The 21,394-nt window shown below is 54.8% G+C and carries 19 protein-coding genes; 7 read left to right on the top strand and 12 right to left on the bottom strand.

Annotated elements, in window-relative coordinates; all coding sequences use genetic code 11:
• Nucleotides 1–273: 273 nt before the first annotated feature.
• Nucleotides 274–5,805 carry a glutamate synthase-related protein gene (locus tag HFD94_RS11060; RefSeq protein WP_122889204.1) on the top strand — a complete coding sequence of 1,844 codons (5,532 nt, stop codon included), beginning with the start codon at nucleotides 274–276 and terminating at the stop codon, nucleotides 5,803–5,805.
• Between the two features lie 185 nt (nucleotides 5,806–5,990).
• Nucleotides 5,991–7,748 carry a sulfite reductase subunit alpha gene (locus tag HFD94_RS11055; RefSeq protein ID WP_010251935.1) on the top strand — a complete coding sequence of 586 codons (1,758 nt, stop codon included), beginning with the start codon at nucleotides 5,991–5,993 and terminating at the stop codon, nucleotides 7,746–7,748.
• Nucleotides 7,749–7,859: 111 nt separating this feature from the next.
• Here HFD94_RS11055 and sspB read toward each other — a convergent pair whose 3' ends face one another.
• The 5 genes from sspB to zapE form a co-directional block, all read right to left on the bottom strand.
• Nucleotides 7,860–8,345, bottom strand: coding sequence for a ClpXP protease specificity-enhancing factor (gene sspB, locus HFD94_RS11050; RefSeq protein WP_010251939.1), 486 nt, complete (start codon nucleotides 8,343–8,345; stop codon nucleotides 7,860–7,862).
• 3 nt (nucleotides 8,346–8,348) lie between these two features.
• The gene (gene sspA, locus HFD94_RS11045; RefSeq protein ID WP_009092481.1) at nucleotides 8,349–8,990 is read right to left on the bottom strand and encodes a stringent starvation protein SspA; all 642 of its coding nucleotides are present in this window, start codon (nucleotides 8,988–8,990) and stop codon (nucleotides 8,349–8,351) included.
• A gap of 331 nt (nucleotides 8,991–9,321) precedes the next feature.
• A complete protein-coding gene (rpsI, locus tag HFD94_RS11040) occupies nucleotides 9,322–9,714 on the bottom strand; it encodes a 30S ribosomal protein S9 (RefSeq protein ID WP_008925401.1) in 393 nt (130 codons plus the stop codon).
• 15 nt (nucleotides 9,715–9,729) lie between these two features.
• Nucleotides 9,730–10,158 carry a 50S ribosomal protein L13 gene (gene rplM / locus HFD94_RS11035; RefSeq protein WP_008925400.1) on the bottom strand — a complete coding sequence of 143 codons (429 nt, stop codon included), beginning with the start codon at nucleotides 10,156–10,158 and terminating at the stop codon, nucleotides 9,730–9,732.
• A 227-nt stretch (nucleotides 10,159–10,385) separates the two neighbouring features.
• Entirely contained in the window at nucleotides 10,386–11,513 is a 1,128-nt protein-coding gene (gene zapE, locus HFD94_RS11030) for a cell division protein ZapE (protein ID WP_010251948.1), read from the bottom strand.
• Between the two features lie 178 nt (nucleotides 11,514–11,691).
• Between zapE and zapG the strand changes: the two genes are divergently transcribed.
• The 3 genes from zapG (at nucleotide 11,692) to degS (ending at nucleotide 14,728) form a co-directional block, all read left to right on the top strand.
• Nucleotides 11,692–12,093: a Z-ring associated protein ZapG gene (zapG, locus tag HFD94_RS11025; RefSeq protein ID WP_003848291.1), complete on the top strand. Its 402-nt coding sequence runs from the start codon at nucleotides 11,692–11,694 to the stop codon at nucleotides 12,091–12,093.
• Nucleotides 12,094–12,203: 110 nt separating this feature from the next.
• Entirely contained in the window at nucleotides 12,204–13,577 is a 1,374-nt protein-coding gene (gene degQ, locus HFD94_RS11020) for a serine endoprotease DegQ (protein WP_010251960.1), read from the top strand.
• 89 nt (nucleotides 13,578–13,666) lie between these two features.
• A complete protein-coding gene (gene degS, locus HFD94_RS11015; protein ID WP_010251964.1) occupies nucleotides 13,667–14,728 on the top strand; it encodes an outer membrane-stress sensor serine endopeptidase DegS in 1,062 nt (353 codons plus the stop codon).
• A 151-nt stretch (nucleotides 14,729–14,879) separates the two neighbouring features.
• Here the strand turns inward: degS and epmA are convergent, their stop codons facing one another.
• Nucleotides 14,880–15,857: an elongation factor P--(R)-beta-lysine ligase gene (gene epmA, locus HFD94_RS11010; RefSeq protein WP_122889203.1), complete on the bottom strand. Its 978-nt coding sequence runs from the start codon at nucleotides 15,855–15,857 to the stop codon at nucleotides 14,880–14,882.
• A gap of 135 nt (nucleotides 15,858–15,992) precedes the next feature.
• On the opposite strand from epmA, the gene HFD94_RS11005 reads away from it, so the two are divergent.
• A complete protein-coding gene (locus HFD94_RS11005; protein WP_010672015.1) occupies nucleotides 15,993–16,517 on the top strand; it encodes a lipocalin family protein in 525 nt (174 codons plus the stop codon).
• 55 nt (nucleotides 16,518–16,572) lie between these two features.
• Here HFD94_RS11005 and HFD94_RS11000 read toward each other — a convergent pair whose 3' ends face one another.
• From HFD94_RS11000 to efp, 3 genes are all read right to left on the bottom strand, one after another.
• Nucleotides 16,573–16,707: an entericidin A/B family lipoprotein gene (locus HFD94_RS11000; RefSeq protein ID WP_003848302.1), complete on the bottom strand. Its 135-nt coding sequence runs from the start codon at nucleotides 16,705–16,707 to the stop codon at nucleotides 16,573–16,575.
• A gap of 102 nt (nucleotides 16,708–16,809) precedes the next feature.
• The gene (locus tag HFD94_RS10995) at nucleotides 16,810–16,941 is read right to left on the bottom strand and encodes an entericidin A/B family lipoprotein (RefSeq protein ID WP_003848306.1); all 132 of its coding nucleotides are present in this window, start codon (nucleotides 16,939–16,941) and stop codon (nucleotides 16,810–16,812) included.
• A 51-nt stretch (nucleotides 16,942–16,992) separates the two neighbouring features.
• Nucleotides 16,993–17,559: an elongation factor P gene (efp, locus tag HFD94_RS10990; protein ID WP_010251979.1), complete on the bottom strand. Its 567-nt coding sequence runs from the start codon at nucleotides 17,557–17,559 to the stop codon at nucleotides 16,993–16,995.
• Nucleotides 17,560–17,602: 43 nt separating this feature from the next.
• Between efp and epmB the strand changes: the two genes are divergently transcribed.
• Nucleotides 17,603–18,631 (top strand): EF-P beta-lysylation protein EpmB, encoded by a 1,029-nt coding sequence (epmB, locus tag HFD94_RS10985; protein WP_033770862.1) that lies wholly within the window; start codon nucleotides 17,603–17,605, stop codon nucleotides 18,629–18,631.
• 53 nt (nucleotides 18,632–18,684) lie between these two features.
• Here the strand turns inward: epmB and HFD94_RS10980 are convergent, their stop codons facing one another.
• From HFD94_RS10980 to groL, 3 genes are all read right to left on the bottom strand, one after another.
• Complete coding sequence (locus HFD94_RS10980) at nucleotides 18,685–19,032, bottom strand: DUF4156 domain-containing protein (RefSeq protein WP_010251983.1); 348 nt, start codon at nucleotides 19,030–19,032, stop codon at nucleotides 18,685–18,687.
• Between the two features lie 303 nt (nucleotides 19,033–19,335).
• Nucleotides 19,336–19,491 (bottom strand): DUF1508 domain-containing protein, encoded by a 156-nt coding sequence (locus HFD94_RS10975; RefSeq protein WP_010251985.1) that lies wholly within the window; start codon nucleotides 19,489–19,491, stop codon nucleotides 19,336–19,338.
• Between the two features lie 217 nt (nucleotides 19,492–19,708).
• Nucleotides 19,709–21,358, bottom strand: coding sequence for a chaperonin GroEL (gene groL / locus HFD94_RS10970; protein ID WP_010251987.1), 1,650 nt, complete (start codon nucleotides 21,356–21,358; stop codon nucleotides 19,709–19,711).
• Nucleotides 21,359–21,394: the final 36 nt, after the last annotated feature.

The raw sequence follows: 21,394 nt of genomic DNA, 5'->3' as shown, positions 1-21,394 counted from the left end.
AAGTTGGAAATCCGCTGAAAGCTTTCCAGACGGGCCATTGTCTCGGCATATCTATGCAACAAGAAGACTCCCGCGTGGTTTAAGTCATCTCCTTTAAGAGACCGGAAATCAGAGAGCAGCTCAATTAAGGACGTTTTACCGATGTCTGGAGAGAAATGCTCAGGGCTATGACGCGCGCTCGACAGAGCATGGCGATGAAAATGATAGCGCCCCCGTTGCGCTCAGACCCTGAAACAGTGCAGGTAATGTCAAAGCAGTTTAAGGAGACCCTCAATGTCCACTAAAAAACCTCAATCCTATGGCTTGTATGATCCGACAGCAGGCAGTGACAGCTGTGGTGTAGGTTTCATTACGCGTAAGGACGGCGAGCAGACCCACGAGATTCTGCAGATGGCGCACAGCGCCCTGTGTACGGTGCCTCACCGCGGCGGCATGTCAGCGGAAGGCGTTGGCGACGGCGCGGGGGTCAACGTTGATCTTTCGCTGCAGTTCTTCCGCAAGATTACCGGCCAGCCGCTGGAAGCGGGACGCTTTGGTGTCGGTAACTTCTTTGTGCCGAAAGATGCTGAGCTGCGCGCGAATGCCGAACGTCTGGTGGATGAAACCCTCAGCAGCTTTGGTCTGCCGGTACTTATGAAGCGTGACATGCCGCTCGACAGCAGCGTGACGCGCCCGGCAGCCGCGCAGTTCCAGTTACCGATTCTGCAGTGGATTTTCACTGCGCCACAGGATGTAGTTGATCAGAACGACTTCGAAAAACGCATCTACCGCGCCCTGTTAACCATTGAAGCCCGTGCCTTTACCGAAAGCGAATTTGGCGGCCTCTATCCGCTGTCGCTGTCGTCACGCACGCAGGTGTTCAAAGCCCGTCTGAATTCCAATGAAGTGATCCCTTACTTCAAAGATCTGACCGATCCCGATCATCAGGTGCGCGGGCTGTTTTTCCATACCCGCTTCTCCACTAACACCGATCCCCATACCACGATGGCGCAGCCGTTCCGCCTGATGGCGCACAACGGCGAGCTGAACACTGACCGTAAAAACCGCATCGCTGAGTCCGCGCTGGCACTGGCCCGTGGCAAGACCATTGTGCGGCCTAAAGGCCAGTCCGACAGTTCGCGCCTGGATCAGAGCATCCACAGCCGTCTGATGGAAGATGACCTCGATCTGATCACCGCCGTGGTGTCGATGATGCCGCCCGCCTGGGAAAACGACAGCGCGCTGTCGCCAGAAGTGCGTGACATGCTGGAGTACTTCTCGCTGTATGAAGAGAAGAACGACGGCCCTGCTGCCTTAATCTTTGGTAATGGCGAAGTGATTGGCGCCCGTCTTGATCGTCTGGGTCTGCGTCCACTGCGTTCAGTAGAAACCGCTGACTATATCGGTGCGATGTCGGAAGCGGGCCAGATCGCCTTCCCACCTGAAAGCGTGTTGCGTCGTGGGCGTATCGAAGCGGGCGGTATGCTCTATTTCGATCACCGTGAAAAACGCAGCTATACCACGCTGCAGGCGCTGGAAAAACTGGCCGCAGAGAAAGATTATTCGGCGTTGCTGCGTGAAGCGCGCGTCGGTCTTGACGATCTGCCCGAGATCCCGGCAGAACAGCAGGGTTCACCGCTGCGTTATCGTGGCGATCTGAAAACGTATCAGCGCTTTGTTGCCTACTACTACAATCAGGAAAGCTTCAAGTTTATGATGGACCCGATGCTGAATACCGGCGCAGAGAAAATCTCCGCGATGGGTTACGGCAACGCCATCAACGGCTTATCCGATCATGAAGGCGGTATGGCGCACTATTTCTCTCAGCGCTTTGCGCAGGTCACCAACCCGCCGCTGGACTCAATCCGCGAAGTGGATGGCATGACGTTGCGTGTCGCGCTGGGGGCAAAACCCCATCTGGGCCGCAGCAAAGGCCGTCAGATTGTGGTGCCGACCCCGATTCTCAGCCACCTCGATATGCTGCGTTTACGCGAGCAGAGCATCGCACCTTATGCCCGCTTTGAGATGCTCTATGAGCCGGTGATCGGCAAAGATCTGCTGAGCACCACCGCGAACGCGAATGCCCTGGAAAAAGCGATTGATGACCTGGCGCAACAGGTGGTTGATTTTGCCCGTACCCAGGGTGGCATCGCCGTACTTACCGATCGCCATATCTCTTCAAAGCACGCCGCGATCCCGATGCTGCTGGTGGTTTCCGCCATCAACCAGCGCCTGATAAAGGAAGGGTTGCGTCTGGATGTTTCTCTGGTGGTTGAAAGCGGCCAGAGCATTTCGTCGCACCACATTGCCGCCACACTTGGCTTTGGGGCATCGGCTATCTATCCGCTGGGTGTACAGATGCGCGCAGAGGAGAAATTTGGTGAAGGTGAAGAAGGTAACAAAGCCTTTAAGCGCTATGCCAAAGCGGCTGAAAAAGCACTGATGAAAACCATGGGCAAAGTGGGCCTCTGTACCGTTGAGAGCTACAGCAGCGGCGAGTTCTTTGAGCCTAACTTCCTCAACACCGATGATCCGGTGCTGAAAAAGTATTTCCCGAATATCAAAACGCCGGTGGGCGGCGCAGGCTTCGCGACAATCGCGCAGATGGCCGTTGACTGGCACCAGAGTGCACTGAAGATTCAGGGCGAATCTGAAGTTCCGTTGCTGGGCCTGTTCAAAGAGCGTGCAGAAGGCGCAGGTCACTCCTACGGCACCATCGCCGTGCGGACCTTTATCGACATGACCGAAGAGCCGATTCGCTTTGCCGACAAAGCGCGCGAAGAGGACAACTTCATCCGCCTGATGACGCTGGCTAAACTGGATAATGCGTTTGGCATCAAGCCAGAGACCTTTAAAGACAGCAGCTTTGAGCGCATCCCGGATGAGGTGATTAATAATTTCGCGATTACTGCTGATTACCGTCAGTTCTCAAGCCTGATGTATGAAGAGCGTAAACGTCGCCCGGCGGCCCTGCGCGACATCCTGACATTCCCGGCTGACCTGACCCACATCGACAGCGAAGCGGAGTTCCGCCGCAAGCTGGGACGCTACTCGCTGACCAACAACGGCTTTGCCATTCGTGGCATGGAGTGTGAAGCGGTAGATGGCAGCCTGAATCACTTTATGCTGCGTCTGACCGATGCGATTGAAGGACTGAAGCCTGAGAGCGAACGCCTGCAGAACCTGTCTCGCGCCCTGAAATCCCGCTTCGGTGACGATATCGAAAGCAGCGAAGTGGTGACTGGCGGTCTGAAAGTGACCGCTTACGGTAAAGCGGCCGATTATCTGTCACGTATCTTCACCACCCTGCCCTCACTGCCGCTGAGCGAAGTGCAGCCAGCCTGTGAAATTACCCGTACCTTTGCCTCCGGGGCGATGAGCCACGGTGCGCTGGTGGCTCCCGCTCATGAAGCGGTCGCGCACGGCACCAATATGGTCGGCGGCATGAGTAACTGCGGTGAAGGCGGCGAGCATTACTCCCGTCACGGCACCATTCGTGCATCACGCATCAAACAGCTGGCTTCGGGTCGTTTTGGCGTCTGGGCTGCCTATCTGGCAGATCCGATGCTGGAAGAGCTGGAGATCAAAATTGGTCAGGGTGCGAAACCTGGCGAAGGCGGCCAGCTACCGGCGGCCAAAGTTACCGTCGAGATTGCTGCCGCGCGTGGCGGTACGCCTGGCGTCGAGCTGGTCTCACCGCCGCCGCATCACGACACCTATTCCATCGAAGATCTGGCGCAGTTGATCCACGACTGCAAAGCCGCGCGGGTGCGCGTTATCGTCAAGCTGGTCTCGTCTGAAGGGATCGGCACCATCGCGGTTGGCGTGGCCAAAGCCGGTGCAGACGTGATTAACGTTGCGGGTAACACCGGCGGTACCGGCGCTGCGTCGGTGACCAGCCTGAAATATACCGGACGCGTGGCTGAAATCGGCATCGCTGAAGTCCACCAGGCGCTGTGCGCCAACGGTCTGCGTGAGAAAGTGCTGCTGCGCTGTTCTGGCGCACAGCAGACCGGCAGCGACGTGGTGAAATCTGCTTTGCTTGGCGGCGACAGCTTTGAGTTCGGTACGACGGCGCTGATGATGCTGAAATGCGTGATGGCGAAGAACTGTAACGTTAAGTGCCCGGCTGGCTTAACCACGAATGCCGAAGCGTTTGATGGCGATCCGCGTCAGCTGGCGCAGTATTTCCTCAACGTGGCGCATGAAGTGCGTGAAATACTGGCGCGTATGGGCCTGCGTTCCCTGCGTGAGGCACGCGGTCGCTCTGACCTGTTGCACCTGATGGATCACCCGCTGGAAGTGGGCAAGCTCGACTTACGCGCCATGCTTACCGTGGTGCCTGAGCTGAAAATCGACAAGCCGGTTTATCTGGAAAAAGATTTTGAGCTGGATGATGTCTGGATTGAGCAACTGAAGCTGTCGCTGGTGGATCAGGGAAATCCTGACGTCACTCTGGGCAACAACATCGTGCTGAATAACCGAAACAAAAGTGTCGGCGGCCAGCTGGCCATCGATATTGAGCGGATGCTGAACCATCAGCTGAGTTCTGAGCAGTTGCAGGCGATGCCTGCCGTAATGACTGACGACCGCGGTCGTCGCTATCTGGCCCCTGAGAGCGTAAAAATTTCCACCACCGGTTCTGCCGGTCAGTCGTTTGGCGCCTTCTGCAACGATGGCATGCAGCTGACCCATTACGGCACCTGTAACGACGGTGTCGGCAAAGGACAGTGTGGCGGCGAACTGATCGTGATGTCGCCTGGCGGCGGCGCGCAGGATGCCGATGGCAACGTGCTGATTGGTAACTTTGCGCTGTTTGGCGCGACCGGCGGACGTCTGTTCGTGCAGGGCCAGGCCGGTGACCGTTTCGCGGTGCGTAACTCCGGTGCCACCGCCGTGGTTGAAGGCGTCGGTGACTTCTGCTGCGAATATATGACCAACGGCGCCATCCTCAACCTGGGCACCTTCGGTAAAGGATTTGGCAACGGCATGAGCGGCGGCTTCGCCTACCAGTACGACCCCTATGGATCGCTGGCCAGCCATGCTGCCGGTGATTCGGTACAGTTCGGCTCGATTGCCGATCAGGATGAAATGGCCCAGGTGCATAAGCAGGCGGTGCTGACCATGCTGAACTGGCATCTGGAGGCGACCAAATCACCGCGTGCCGCCTGGCTGCTGGAGAACTGGGAAACAGAGTGTCACCACTTTGTTTACGTGATGCCGCGCTCGCTGCTGCTCTATCAGGATGGCGGCGAGATTCTGAAAGCCAAGAGCCGCAAAGATCTGCTCGAAGAGCTGTCGACGGCGCTGGCAGGCCATCAGGTGGCGAAGTTTAAAGCCGCATGGCGTCAGGGTAAAACCATCGCCAACGGTGCCGTACCAGCTTATGGCGCGACCGATACGCTGGAGATGTTTGTCCTGCTCAACAACTACACCGTGCTGAGTTTTGCCCAGCAGCTGGCGCTGGGGAAATTACCGAAAGGCACCCCGGTTGAAGATGCGGCAGTTGAAAAAGCGGTCCGTAATCTGTTGATGACGGAAGACTTTTCGCTGATAAGCAAGCTGCAGCGTCATGCCCGTTCCGCTATCGAGAGCTACAGCGATGATGAACTGGCGAGTCTGATTGGTACCAAACGCATGTCAGATTACAAAGCGGCGCTGACGCAACGTAACATCCGCTCCATGGACAGTCTGGCAACCTATGGCTGGATCATGTATCAGGATGCCTGTAACCGGGAAGTGCTGGGCCACCTGCCTGACTTTGAAGAGCTGTTTGCACGTGCGGCATTGCCGGAAATCGCCGCTGCGGTGGGTAAACTCTCCTGACAGTGATACTGATCAGGCTGAACTGAATATTATTAATTGATCATTGCCCGGATTAATCGTTGTACCGGACAGATGCAGCACCGCTCTCCCCTGTCGCACACGCTGCGGCGCGGGAAAGCGGAACCGCTTTCACACCGGACAATGCCACTGATGACGGGCGAGAACGGGATTGAGTAAAAGTACCCATGAAAATTCCTTATATTCCAGAAGATGCACCTTTTAATGGCGATCAGAAGTACTGGCTGGCTGGCTTTCTTGCGGGTCTGCACTCCCGTTTGCTGGTATTAGAAGACAAGCAGCAACCCGCCGCGGGCACAAGCGCAGCCGCGACGACGCAACTGCACATTCTTTATGGCTCACAGACCGGCAATGCTGAAGCACTGGCGCAGACCGCAGCGAAGTCTGCGCGCGCTAAAGGTCTGGTGCCGGTGGTTCAGGCGCTGGGCGATGTCGATCTCGACGTGTTTGCCACCATGCGCCATGTGCTGATCGTCACCTCGACCTATGGCGAAGGTGAAATGCCGGACAACGCGCAGCTGTTCTGGGATGCGATCTCTGCCAGTACCGCACCGCGTCTGGAGCAGATGCATTTCGCCGTGCTGGCGATTGGTGATACCGGCTACGATGGCTTCTGTCAGGCGGGCAAGTTTATTGATATGCGCCTTGAGCAGCTGGGCGCGAAACGCGTGGTTGATCGTATCGATTGTGATATCGATTTTGAGGAGCCTTCCAGCGAGTGGCTGAACAGCTCAATGCCACAGTTTGCCGCCAGCGCGGGCAGCAGCGGCACCGTGCTGGAGAGCGCGCCTGAAGCGCCAGTCATTCCAGGCAGCAACAAATCCAATCCTTACGCCGCCGCGCTGATCACCAACAAGCGTTTGTCAGGCGAGCAGTCAGCCAAAGATATTCGTCATTTCGAGTTCGACCTGTCTGACAGCGGCCTGAAGTATGAAGCGGGCGATGCGCTGGGCGTAATTCCGGTCAACGAGCCGTCGCTGGTCAGCCTGCTGCTGACCCAGCTTAACGCGGACTACGAGACGCCGGTGCCCGGCTTTGATCGCAGCCTTGGCGACCTGCTGACCTATCAGTTTGAGATCTCAGAGCCGTCACGCAAGTTAATCGAGTGGGTCGGACAGAACACCACCAACCAGGAGCTGCGTCATGTGTTACAGCATGATGATAAAGATGCGCTGGGCGTGTGGCTGTGGGGCAAAGATACCCTTGACCTGCTGCAGCTTGAGCTGACGCGCACGCTGGCGGTACCCGAGTTTGTCGCGCTGCTGCGTCCGCTGCAGCATCGGGCTTACTCTATTTCATCCAGCTCTAAAGCCCATCCTGATCAGGTGCATCTGACCGTTGCCTCGGTGCGTTATCACAGTGGCGGCCGTAATCGCGGTGGCGTCTGCTCAACCTACCTGGCCGAGCGTGTGCGTCGCGGTGAGAAGCCCGCCATCTTTATCTCACCCAATAAATCGTTCCGCGTGCCTGCCAACAACAGCGCACCGCTGATCATGGTGGGACCAGGTACCGGTATTGCGCCATTCCGTGCCTTCCTGCAGGAGCGCCAGGCAACCGGCGCGCAGGGCAAAAACTGGCTGTTCTTCGGCGATCAACATCAGGAACATGACTTTATCTATCAGGATGAATTACTTGCCTGGCGCGATAATGGCTTGCTGACGCGTCTGGATCTGGCCTTCTCACGCGATCAGGAGAAGAAAATCTACGTGCAGAGCCGGATGCTTGAACAGGGCGCTGAGTTGTATGCCTGGCTGCAGGAAGGGGCTTACTTCTATGTCTGTGGCGATGCATCGCGTATGGCGAAGGATGTGGATAATGCGCTGTATGAAGTGGTTCGCCAGTTTGGTGGTCTCTCCACCGAGCGCGCTGCTGACTATGTCGATCAGCTGAAGAAAGAGAAGCGCTACCTGCGCGACGTCTATTGATCGCGATGGTCTGCTGAAAAAATCCGGCTTGCGCAGGCAGCCGGATTTTTTTATGGCCGACAGGCAAAAAAATACCCGTCGGATGGACGGGTATTCGCTGTTATGTCACTGCTATTTCACTACGCGCAGTGAAGGTCGTCCACCACGTGGCGGTGGATCGTCATCAGGCGGTGTCTCGTCATCGCTGGCATCGTCAGGACGATCACCATCAATCACCGACATCATAGTCTCTTCCTGACCCTCTGACGCCTCATGCGTGCCCAGCTCGTAAGCCGGTTCCGGTTCAAACATCGTCCCGGCGCCATTTTCACGCGCATAGATTGCCAGAATCGCCGCCATCGGCACGTTAACCTGGCGAGGAACGCCACCAAAGCGGGCGTTGAACGACACCTGATCGTTTGCCAGATCGAGGTTACCGACAGCACGTGGCGCAATGTTCAGGACTATCTGACCATCGCGCGCATACTCCAGCGGCACCTGCACACCCGGCAGATTTATGTCGACCACCAGATGCGGCGTCAGCTGATTGTCGAGCAACCAGTCATAAAAGGCGCGCAGCAGATAGGGACGACGTGCAGTAAGTTGCGACATTTCCATACGTTAAGCCCGGGCTTGCAGCCGCATTTCACGTTCAGCTTCGGTTAATGAAGCGAGGAAGGAGTCACGCTCAAATACGCGATTCATGTAACCTTTCAGCTCTTTTGAACCTGAACCGATCAAATCGATACCCATTGACGGCAGACGCCATAACAGCGGAGCCAGATAGCAATCAACCAGGCTGAACTCTTCGCTCATGAAATAAGGCGTACGGCCAAACAGTGGCGCGATAGCCAGCAGCTCTTCACGCAGTTGCTTGCGTGCCGCTTCCGCTTCCTGACCGCTGCTGTTCTCTACTTTCCTCATCAGGCTATACCAGTCCTGCTCGATGCGGTGCATCATCAGGCGGCTATCACCACGGGCAACCGGATAAACCGGCATCAGTGGCGGATGCGGGAAGCGCTCATCTAAATATTCCATGATGATGCGTGATTCATACAGCGTCAGCTCACGATCTACCAGCGTCGGTACCGTGCGATACGGATTGAGGTCAATCAGATCCTGCGGCAGGTTATCCATTTCGACCTGCTCGATCTCTACGCTGACACCCTTCTCCGCCAGGACGATACGTACCTGATGGCTGAAAATGTCAGTAGGACCAGAAAACAGCGTCATTACCGAACGTTTGTTGGCAGCGACAGCCATGAAAACCTCCAAGTTTGTTCACAAAAAGATACTGCGAATAGCCAACCACACGGCGACTCACTTGCTTATCGAACTCGCACGCAACCTGGTTAGCTGCGTCACAGATACTGACGCCCCGACAGTGGGGAGGCGCATAACGCACCGGCCTGCGGGCGCAAAGTGACACAGAGTTTACCAGATTTTAGGCTGCTTGTGGGCGTGGAATGAATCTTTGCAGGTAAATTGAGCGCGGCGTTACGGTTTTCGCGGACAGTTTATGGGAAGGCAGAAAATAAAAAACCCGCCGAAGCGGGTTTTTTGAGCCAATTGCCGCAGCCGGAGCTGCAAACAATTAACGCTTGGAGAACTGAGGACGACGACGTGCTTTACGCAGGCCGACTTTCTTACGTTCAACCTGACGCGCATCACGCGTTACGAAGCCAGCTTTACGCAGCTCGCCACGCAGTGATTCGTCGTATTCCATCAGAGCGCGGGTGATACCGTGACGGATCGCACCAGCCTGACCAGAAATACCGCCACCTTTAACAGTGACATAGAGATCGAATTTACCAACCAGGTCCAGCAGCTCAAGCGGCTGACGAACTACCATGCGGGCAGTTTCGCGACCGAAGTACTGTTCCAGAGAACGTTGGTTAATTACGATGTTACCGCTACCCGGCTTAATGAATACGCGAGCGGTAGAGCTTTTGCGGCGACCAGTGCCGTAGTTTTGAGTTTCAGCCATTGCCTTTAATCCCGATTAAATGTCAAGAACTTGCGGTTGCTGTGCCGCATGGGTGTGCTCGTTGCCTGCGTAAACTTTCAGTTTACGGTACATAGCACGACCCAGCGGGCCCTTCGGCAGCATGCCTTTAACCGCGATCTCAATCACACGCTCAGGACGGCGAGCAATCATCTCTTCAAAGGTCGCCTGTTTGATACCACCGATGTGGCCAGTGTGGTGATAGTAGATCTTGTCAGTACGCTTGTTGCCGGTTACAGCAACTTTTTCTGCGTTCAGAACGATGATGTAATCACCCGTATCAACGTGCGGAGTGTATTCCGCTTTATGCTTACCACGCAGACGGCGCGCCAGTTCAGTCGCCAGGCGACCCAAAGTTTTGCCCGTTGCGTCAACTACAAACCAGTCACGTTGGACGGTTTCTGGTTTAGCTGTAAAAGTTTTCATCGAAAAGCTTACCCAAATTAAGTTACACGTTGGTGAAATCCCAAACGCTTAAGTAAACGAATGAGGCTCACACGACCATTTTGACCAGCAAGCCACCCCTTCGGATAGAGTTACTGGAACACAGAGGATTTGGGAAAAAAATCCTTTGCTGTAACGTGGGGTCGCAAGATTATAGAGAAGTCGGTTACAAAAATCGAACCCTATTTCGGTATTTATCCCGATTATTCTCACGGCAGGTGCGGTAAACGCAGATACTCTTCGCTCTGCATCTCCTGAAGTCGCGATAAACAGCGCTGGTATTCAAACTTCAGCCGCGTGCCCTGATAAATCTCGGTCAGTGACGTTTCTGCCGCGACCACCAGCTTCACATGCCGTTCATAGAACTCATCGACCAGTGCCAGGAAACGCCGTGCCTGATCTTCGGTTTTGTAGATCATCACCGGCACGTCATACAGCAGCACACTGTGAAAACGGCGCGACAGCGCAATATAGTCATGCTGGCTGCGCCCTTCGCCACACAGGGTGGTGAAATTAATCGCCAGCACGCCCTCGCTGACGCCCAGCGTCGGCATCTGGCGGTGATTAATTTCCAGAACCGGCGCATCTTCAGGCTGGCTGCCCGACAGCGCTTTAAACATCCGCGCCATTTCAGCGTGCGTCTCTTTGTTCAGCGGAGAGTTCCACAGGTGCGCCGAGGTCAGCGTGCGTAACCGGTAGTCGATACCGGCATCCACATTCATCACATCACAATGACGTTTGATCTGCTCGATGGCAGGCAGGAAGCGCGCGCGCTGCAGACCATTACGATAGAGATCATCAGGCGGAATGTTCGAGGTGGCCACCAGCGCAATGCCGCGTTCAAACAGCGCCTCCATCAGCGTGCCCAGCAGCATCGCATCGGTGATATCGGAGACAAAAAATTCATCAAAACAGAGGATGTCCGTTTCCGCTTTGAATCTGTCCGCAATAATCAGTAACGGATCGCTCTGCCCCTGAAGCTGCGTCAGCTCTTCATGCACCCGCAGCATAAAGCGGTGGAAGTGCAGACGCAGTTTGCGATCGCCAGGAATAGACTGAAAAAAGAGATCCATGACCCAGGTCTTACCGCGACCGACACCGCCCCACATATAGAGTCCACGTACAGGTTGTGGCGTCTCGTTTTTCTCTTTACCGATCAATTTTGACAGGCGACCCAGCAGGCCGGATGTGGCAGGCGCGGCGGATTGTTGCCGGGCAACCAGCGCCTGCTGCAGCGCGTCTAAACGGGTAATCGCTTCACGTTGTACGTCATCGGGCCTGAATTCGCCCTGCGACAGCGCCTGTTCATAGCGTGAAAGCGGAGTTGAGGTTTGCATTGTTGTTTCAAAGTCCCTGAATGGTGTCTGATTCATACTACGGTTGCTGAAAAAAAGGCCGTTCTACACTAAGCCATGCTGCTCCAGAGTTCCACATCCATAAGATTAACGGGTATAGTGACTATTATTGAAATGGTGCAATGCCCTACGGAACAATGGAAATAACACGGGAGTCATTATGACCTGGGAATACGGGCTAATTGGTTTAGTGGTTGGTATTATTGTCGGCGCAGTCGCCATGCGTTTTGGCAACAAAAAGCTGCGTGAGCAGCGCAGCATGCAGTACGAGCTGGAAAAATCGAAAGCGGAGCTGGCGGATTATCGCGAAGAGCTGACCAACCACTTCGCGCAGAGTGCGGAGCTGCTGGACAACATGGCGCGTGATTATCGTCAGCTCTATCAGCACATGGCAAAAGGCTCAAATGACCTGCTGCCGAATCTGCCTGGCCAGAAAAATCCGTTTGCCTATCAGCTGACTGAAGCCGAAGCGGACAACGATCAGGTGCCGGTGCAGATGCCGCGCGACTATTCTGAAGGCGCATCCGGTTTACTGCGTGGCGAGCGCCCTGCCCGCGACTAATCTTTTTGGGGCGCAGCCTGTCTGCGCCCGCTGTTTTTGCGAACCCTGACCGCAAACGACTGTCACACTTATTAATTCCTCCCACCTTTTGCAGCGAGAGCGTTGTAGCAATGAAAAAACAAGCACGCCTGTTTAGCGCATTAGCCCTGAGTATTGGGATGAGCCTTGCCGCCGCGCCAGACGCGATGGCAACGCTGCCAGCACAAATTGCGGGCCAGCCGCTGCCGAGTCTGGCGCCGATGCTGGAGAAAGTGTTACCTGCCGTGGTCAGTGTGCACGTGGAAGGCACTGATTCGGGTGCACAGGCTCAGGATATTCCTGAACCGCTGAAGCGTTTTTTTGGTCAGATGCCTGGCGGAAATAGTCAGCCACAGCCGTTTGAAGGTTTAGGTTCTGGCGTGATCATCGATGCCGCGAAAGGCTACGTGCTCACCAACAATCACGTGGTCAACGGTGCGGATAAAATCAACGTACAGCTTGGTGACGGCAGTGAATATGAAGCCAAACTGATTGGCCATGATGAGCAGACCGATATCGCGCTGATTCAGATTCAGGGCGCAAAAAACCTCACGCAGGTAAAAGTCGCGGACTCTGACCAGCTGAAAGTGGGTGATTTCGCGGTAGCGATCGGTAACCCGTTCGGTCTGGGACAGACGGCCACCTCCGGTATTATCTCCGCACTGGGGCGCAGCGGCCTGAACCTGGAAGGGCTGGAAAACTTTATTCAGACCGATGCCGCGATCAACCGTGGCAACTCAGGCGGTGCGCTGGTCAACCTTAACGGCGAACTGATCGGTATCAACACTGCGATTCTCGCCTCCAGCGGCGGTAACATCGGTATCGGCTTTGCTATCCCGAGTGATATGGCGATGAACCTCGCGCAGCAGCTGATTAAATTTGGTGAAGTGAAGCGCGGTCAGCTCGGCATCAAAGGCACTGAAATGACAGCCGATATGGCTAAAGCATTCAATGTCGATGCACAGCGCGGCGCCTTTGTCTCTGAAGTCTTACCGCAATCTGCCGCGCAGAAAGCGGGCGTGAAGTCAGGCGATATCATTACGTCGATCAACGACAAGCCGATTACCAGCTTCGCTGAGTTGCGCGTCAAAGTGGGAACCACGCCGCCAGGTGAACAGGTTAAGCTTGGCCTGCTGCGTGAAGGTAAGCCATTAACGGTTACCGTTACGCTGGAGCAGAGCGCACAGAGCACCGCCAGCGCACAGCTGATGTCACCCGCGCTTCAGGGCGCAACCCTGAGTGATGGACAGACTAAAACCGGTGATAAAGGCGTGAAGGTCGATACCATCGAAAAAGGCACACCGGCTGAACAGGTTGGTCTGCAGAAAGATGATGTGATTATCGGCGTTAACCGCAACCGGGTTCAGACCATTGCTGAAATGCGTAAAATACTGGAAGGGAAACCGCCGGTACTGGCACTGAATGTGGTGCGCGGCGATGAAAGTATCTATCTGTTGTTGAGATAAACCTCGCATTACGGCGGACACAAGCACGTGTGTGTCCGCCGCTCTCATGCTATTCTCCCCTGCGATCTCCCCTGGCGTAATTTAACACCATGTTTCTTAAACTTTTGCGTGCCGTGGTGCTGGGCCTGATTGTGGCGGGTATTTTGCTCGCAGCACTGCCTGCACTGCGTATGGGCAGCGACGCCCTCTATAACCACGAAAATATTACAGACGAAACGCCCTTTAGCTTCAATCAAGGGGTGCGCCGCGCCGTGCCTGCCGTTGTGAACGTTTACAATCGTAGCGCTCACGGCAACAACAATCGTGGCATCACGACCCTGGGTTCAGGGGTGATCATGAATGCAAAAGGCTACATCCTTACCAATAAGCATGTGATCAATAATGCCGATCAAATTATCGTGGCGCTGCAGGATGGCCGCTTCTTTGAAGCGACGCTGGTGGGTTCCGATGGCATGACCGATCTGGCGGTACTGAAGATCACGGCTTCCGGCCTGCCCGTTATCCCCATCAATCCAAATCGCCAGGCGCATATCGGGGATGTGGTGATGGCGATCGGCAACCCCTATAACCTCGGTCAGACGGTCACGCAGGGCATTATCAGCGCCACGGGCCGGGTTGGCTTAAGTTCATCAGGCCGACAGAACTTCCTGCAGACCGATGCGTCAATCAATCAGGGTAACTCCGGCGGCGCGCTGATTAACTCGCTAGGCGAGCTGATGGGCATTAACACCCTGACCTTTGATAAAAGTAGTGATGGTGAAACCCCGGAAGGGATTGGTTTCGCCATTCCAACCGTTTTAGCCTCGAAGATCATGGATAAGCTGATTCGTGATGGTCGGGTGATCCGCGGCTATATCGGCATTACCGGGCGTGAGCTGCCGCCGCTGCATGGACAGGGCAGCAATCTGGATCGGGTTCAGGGCATTATTGTCAGCGTGGTCACGCCAGATGGGCCAGCGGATAAAGCCGGGATTCAGGCCAACGATGTGCTGCTCAGCGTTAATGGCAAGCCGGCCATCTCCGCGCAGGAGACCATGGATCAAGTGGCAGAAATTCGCCCGGGTTCAGTGATTGATGTGCAGGTACTGCGAAACGATCAGAAACTGACGCTGCCGGTCACTATTCAGGAGTTTCCTGACAGCAGCAGCTAGCTGAAACCTGTGCCAGGTCAGGGATGGCCCGGCTGATCGCAAAGAAGGCCGCCATCCATGGCGGTCGGCCTCGCCATCCTGGCTCGGACGCTTTGCTCTTCATCCGGGCCAACCCTTCCCCTCTAATCCGCCATCGTTTGTGATTAACCGATTAGCAGCGATCCACCGGGAACGCGATCACATCACTCAATGACTCCGCTTTCAACGCCAGCATGATCAGGCGATCAATACCCAGTGCGACCCCGGAACAGGCTGGCATGCCATGCGCCAGCGCATCCAGCAGATATGTATCAATAGGATGCACAGGCAGGCCGCGCGTCGCACGGCGACGGTTATCCTGCTCAAAACGCTGACGCTGCTCACGGCTGTCGGTCAGTTCACGGAAACCGTTCGCCAGCTCAATGCCTTTGTAATAGACCTCAAAGCGTTCGGCCACGCGGTGATCTTCGGTGCTGATCTCCGCCAGGGCTGCCTGGCTGGCCGGGAAATGATAAACGAAGCAGGGTTTATCCTGACCAATCTTCGGTTCCACCCCCAGCATAAACAGCAGCATCAGTAAGGTATCGCGATCCTCTTCTGCACGCGCCAGCTCGCCTTCACCCAACTTCTCTGCCGCTTCACGCAACTGCGCTTTATCCGCTGACAGCGGATCCAGCTCAAGATGGCGGATAAACGCCTGCTGATAGGAGAGCGACTCAGCGCTGTCACACTCCAGCACCTGCTGCATCAGATCGTCAACTTCGTTCATCAGACGGTACATATCGTAATGCGGCCGGTACCACTCCAGCATGGTAAATTCCGGGTTGTGGTGACGTCCCGCCTCTTCATTGCGGAAGCTGCGCGCCATCTGGTAGATCGGGCCACTGCCCGCCGCCAGCAGGCGTTTCATATGATATTCCGGGCTGGTCATCAGCCAGAGATCGCGCCCCTGCGCAGCGCCAGGCCCGACAAAACGCGTCTGGAATGGCACCAGATGGATATCGGTAATGGTGGCCTGGCTCATCGCCGGCGTATCCACTTCCAGCACGCCGCGATCGGCAAAGAAACGACGCACTTCTGCTAAAATAGCGGCGCGTTTTAACAAATTGGCGATGGATGCGCTTGGTTGCCAGCTTGCCGTTTCGCTCATGGTGATGACTCCTGATACAAATTAGGGGGGGAAGTCTACCTGCAATGCCTGCGGCAAACAATCTCGTGCCCGTACTGCCAAAAACAGCGTTTCGGCTTCTATACTTAAGCGGTTAAATCACAAAGGAATCCCACTATGTCTCCATGGAAAACAGTTGTTGCCAGCCTGAGTGCTTTTCTCTCTGTCGCCTGCAGCACTACGCCGCCAAAGAACGTCACGGTCGTAGATAACTTTGACAGCCAGCGCTATCTCGGCCAGTGGTATGAGATTGCCCGCCTTAACCACCCTTTTGAGCGCGGACTTGAACAGGTAACGGCAAACTACAGCCCGCGAGAAGATGGCGGCCTGAAGGTAATCAACCGTGGCTATAACGTCAAAAAGCAGCGCTGGCAGGAGAGCGTCGGCAAAGCCTACTTCACCGGTGAACCCACGCGGGCTTCTCTGAAAGTCTCTTTCTTCGGCCCCTTCTATGGCGGCTATAACGTGATTGCTCTCGATCCGGACTACCGCTATGCGCTGGTATGTGGACCGAATCGCCACTATCTCTGGATACTGTCACGCACACCACAACTGGAACCGGGCGTAAAAGAGAAACTGGTTGATCAGGCGCGTCGGGATGGTTTCCCGGTTGAAGAGTTAATCTGGGTAAAACAGAAATAGTGCAGAATCTGACAAGCCGGTACGAAAAGCATTTCGTACCGGTTGGAATAACAGGTTACTTCGTGCTGTTCTGAATCGCCTGGCCGCCCGCTTCGACATCTTCACCTACGCCACGCGTTGTATTACAAGCTGTGAGCAGGGAAGAGAGCACCAGTACAGAGAAGATTGCAGCAATACTTTTCTTTAACATAACAATGTCCTTTTTGATGGATGTAAAGTACAGCGCTTTAAGCATAGCCGGATTTCCGGCAGTTGCTGCTGGCGAGACTTTAAAAAGGACAATCAGTTAAGGTCATTTTGCTGCTCGCGAAATGGCACCACCTAAGTGAGAGACATCTTCGCCAAAACCGTGGAATGTGTTGCAGGCGCTTAACGCAGAGGAGACCAGCAACGCGAACGCGATTAATTTTGCCAGCTTGATCATTTTTTTCTCTCAGACAAGAAAAAGGCGCACCAGAAGATGCGCCTGCGAATCTTATTTCACGCGTGACACGTATTCGCCAGAGCGGGTGTCAACTTTCACCACTTCGCCCTCTTGCACGAACAGTGGCACTTTCACCACGGCACCGGTAGAGAGTTTAGCTGGCTTGCCGCCAGTCCCTGCGGTATCACCTTTCAGGCCTGGATCGGTTTCGATAACTTCAGCTTCGATAAAGTTCGGCGGCTGAACGGCGATCGGACGACCGTTCCACAGCGTAACGATACATTCAGCGTTATCCTGCAGCCATTTCGCTGCATCGCTTACCGTCTTCTCTTCAACCTGGAACTGCTCAAAGCTTTCCGGATGCATGAAGTGGTAGAACTCACCGTCGTTGTACAGGTAGTTCAGGTTGGTATCTACTACGTCAGCGCCTTCGGCGGAGTCGGTAGATTTAAAAGTTTTCTCAACGCGAGAACCCGTCAGCAGGCGACGCATTTTAACGCGCGCGAATGCCTGACCTTTACCCGGTTTAACGAACTCACTGGATTCGATGGCATACGGCTCGCCTTCGAACATGATTTTAAGACCGGGACGGAAATCGTTGCTAGAATAAGTCGCCATGAAGGCCCTCTACGAAAATTGACACTGGTACTAAGCCAAAAAAATGGCACACATTGTAACCCTAAAAACACCTTCCAGAGAAGATTGGTTGCAGCAACTTGCGGATGTTGTCACCGAACCTGATGAATTACTGCGGATTTTAGCCCTTGATCAGCACACTGAGCTGGCTGAAGGTGCGGATGCGCGGCGTCTTTTCGCCTTACGTGTACCGCATGCGTTCATCCGCCGGATGAAAAAAGGCGATGCGCACGACCCGCTGCTGCTTCAGGTACTGACCCGCCGCCAGGAATTCACTGATGCGCCAGGTTATAGCACCGATCCGCTCGATGAACAAAGCAACGTTGTACCTGGATTGCTGCATAAATACCGAAACCGGGCTTTATTGTTGGTAAAAGGCGGCTGCGCCGTCAACTGTCGCTACTGCTTCCGTCGTCATTTCCCCTATCAGGATAATCCCGGCAATAAGCGTAGCTGGCAGGCTGCACTGGACTATATCGCCAATCATCCCGAGCTGGATGAGATCATTTTCTCCGGCGGCGATCCGCTGATGGCGAAAGATCATGAGCTCGCCTGGCTTATCGCCGCGCTGGAACAGATCCCGCATCTGAAACGTCTGCGCATCCACAGCCGTTTACCGGTGGTGATACCGGCGCGCATTACCGATCAGCTCTGTCAGATGCTCAGCGAGACGCATCTGCAGGTGGTGATGGTGACGCACATCAACCATGCGCAGGAGATTGATGATGAGCTGCGTGAGGCGATGAGCAGCCTGAAGCGTGCTGGAGTGACCCTGCTGAATCAGAGTGTCCTGTTGCGTGGCATCAACGATAATGCGCAGACGCTGGCCACCCTGAGCAATGCGCTATTTGATGCCGGCATTCTGCCCTACTATCTGCACGTGCTGGATAAGGTACAGGGTGCGGCGCATTTCTTTGTGTCAGATGACGAGGCCCGCCAGCTGGTGCGTGCATTACTGTCACAGGTCTCCGGCTATCTGGTGCCAAAGCTGGCGCGTGAAATTGGCGGAGAGCCAAGTAAAACACCGTTAGATTTACAGTTACGTCAGGAATAAAAACGGCCAGTAAAAGGCTGGCCGGTTCAATTTGGCAGACTGCCTGATTCACATTATGGGCACTTGTAGACCTGGCCGGTCATTTTGCTGTCGAGTGGCGCGAACGCGGACAACAGGTTCTGCGTCGGACTGGTTGCTCCATAAATCACGTTACCGCCCATCTCCGCTGCGCGATTGCGCAGGTCGTTTGCTGCGCCACGCAGTGCGCTGGTTTCCCCGCCTGCACCGCTCAGCCAGTTGCTCTGAGAGCCGGTAATATTGCCCAGAAGCTGACAGGTATTGCCAGGCTGCTGATCGGTGAACGTCACGCGCTGTCCTGCTGAAGAGAGTTGCGTAGAGCTGCTGCAGCCCGCCAGCAATAACGCGCCAGCCGTCAGTCCGAGCAAGAGGTTAATCCGCATTGTAATCCCCATTTATTATCATCAGAGTCGGGTGGCAGCGTAGCAGAAAAAGGATTTTTCTTTCTGCACATTCATTGCCCTTATCCCGTTATATCGTCTCAATATTTCACGCCGCTTGCAGGCTGGCAAGCGTGCCGATGCTGGTGAATAAAATGAAGCCAGTCGATCAGTCGGCGCAGCCGCAGACAGCGTGACATATCAAGAGGAAAGACGAACGATTGCGCCTTACTTATACTATTTTCCCACCCAAAAGAAAAACCCCCGACCGTTTCCGATCGGGGGTGATGTCAGAGCGTGATGCCCTTAACCGGTGTAGCCATTACGTCGTGCATTTTCGATGCAATCGGCTTTGTTAACGTAGCCCTGACTGGCGGCGCCGGTAATATTGCCGTTGGGCGCCGTTCTTCTCCAGCGCCACTTGTGTGCTTCGTCCTTATAAAATTCCCATTTATCGTGCATTTTAATTTTCCTTAATCTGTTGTTTATCCCTTTCAGAGCGCGCTATTTTGCGCCGGGATCCACGTTAGAGCATCCCGCCCTGACTAAACCATGATGCAGAACATAAAAAAAGTTAATGGGTTTTTCCTGCTGCTGCCAGCATTCAGACGCTGAAAAAGAAAAACCCCCGACCGTTTCCGATCGGGGGTTCTTTGATGACTTAAGCAGTCAACGGCAATTACATCATGCCGCCCATACCGCCCATGCCACCCATACCGCCAGCGCCGCCGCCTAAATCAGGTGCGTCACCTTTTGGCAGGTCAGTGACCATACATTCGGTTGTGATCATCAGACCCGCAACAGAGGCCGCGTACTGCAGGGCAGAACGGGTCACTTTGGTTGGGTCCAGGATACCGAAGTCGATCATGTTGCCGTACTCTTCAGTCTGCGCGTTGTAACCGTAGTTACCGTCGCCCGCTTTCACGTTGTTAGCGACAACAGATGGCTCTTCACCGGCGTTAGAAACGATCTGACGCAGTGGAGATTCCATCGCGCGCAGTGCAACTTTGATACCGACGTTCTGATCTTCGTTCTGACCACGCAGATCAACCAGCTGTGCTGCCACGCGAACCAGCGCCACACCACCACCAGCAACCACACCTTCTTCTACAGCAGCACGGGTTGCGTGCAGCGCATCTTCAACGCGGGCTTTCTTCTCTTTCATTTCAACTTCAGTTGCTGCGCCTACTTTCAGAACGGCTACGCCGCCTGCCAGTTTCGCTACGCGTTCCTGCAGTTTTTCTTTGTCGTAGTCAGACGTTGCTTCTTCGATCTGCTGACGAATCTGGGTTACACGGCCCTGAATTGTCGCTTCTTCACCCACACCGTCGATGATGGTGGTGGTGTCTTTGTTGATCACAACGCGTTTTGCCTGGCCCAGATCTTCCAGAGCCGCTTTCTCCAGTTCCATACCGATCTCTTCAGAGATTACGGTACCACCGGTCAGGATAGCGATATCCTGCAGCATAGCTTTACGACGGTCGCCGAAGCCTGGTGCTTTAACCGCAGCCACTTTCACGATGCCGCGCATGGTGTTAACCACCAGTGTTGCCAGCGCTTCGCCTTCAACATCTTCCGCGATGATCAGCAGTGGTTTGCCGGCTTTCGCAACGGCTTCCAGCACTGGCAGCATTTCACGGATGTTAGAGATTTTCTTGTCAGCCAGCAGGATGAACGGAGATTCCAGTTCAATCGCACCCGTTTCTGGCTTGTTGATGAAGTAAGGTGACAGGTAGCCGCGATCAAACTGCATACCTTCAACCACATCCAGCTCATCCTGCAGGCCGGTGCCTTCTTCAACGGTGATCACGCCTTCTTTACCCACTTTCTCCATCGCCTGAGCAATCAACTGGCCCACGGTTTCATCGGAGTTAGCAGAGATAGTACCTACCTGCGCAATCGCTTTAGAGTCAGAGCAAGGAACAGACAGCGCTTTCAGTTTCTCAACCGCAGCGATAACAGCCTGGTCAATACCGCGCTTCAGGTCCATCGGGTTCATACCCGCTGCGACCGCTTTCAGGCCTTCGGTGATGATAGACTGTGCCAGTACGGTTGCAGTGGTGGTACCGTCGCCCGCAGCGTCGTTCGCTTTAGAGGCAACTTCTTTCACCATCTGCGCGCCCATGTTCTCGAACTTGTCTTCCAGCTCGATTTCACGTGCCACAGAAACACCATCTTTAGTGATGGTCGGTGCACCAAAAGATTTATCCAGGACTACGTTACGGCCTTTAGGACCCAGGGTAACTTTTACTGCATCTGCCAGTACGTTCACGCCACGCAGCATTTTTACGCGTGCGTCATTACCGAATTTTACGTCTTTAGCTGCCATCTTTAAATATCCCTTAAATTCGTTTCGTTCAGTGAA

The sequence above is a fragment of the Pantoea sp. EKM20T genome, from assembly GCF_011800485.1.
Lineage (GTDB): Bacteria > Pseudomonadota > Gammaproteobacteria > Enterobacterales > Enterobacteriaceae > Pantoea > Pantoea agglomerans.
The sequence above is the reverse complement of the archived record's forward strand: the minus strand, read 5'-3'. Positions and strand labels throughout refer to the sequence as shown.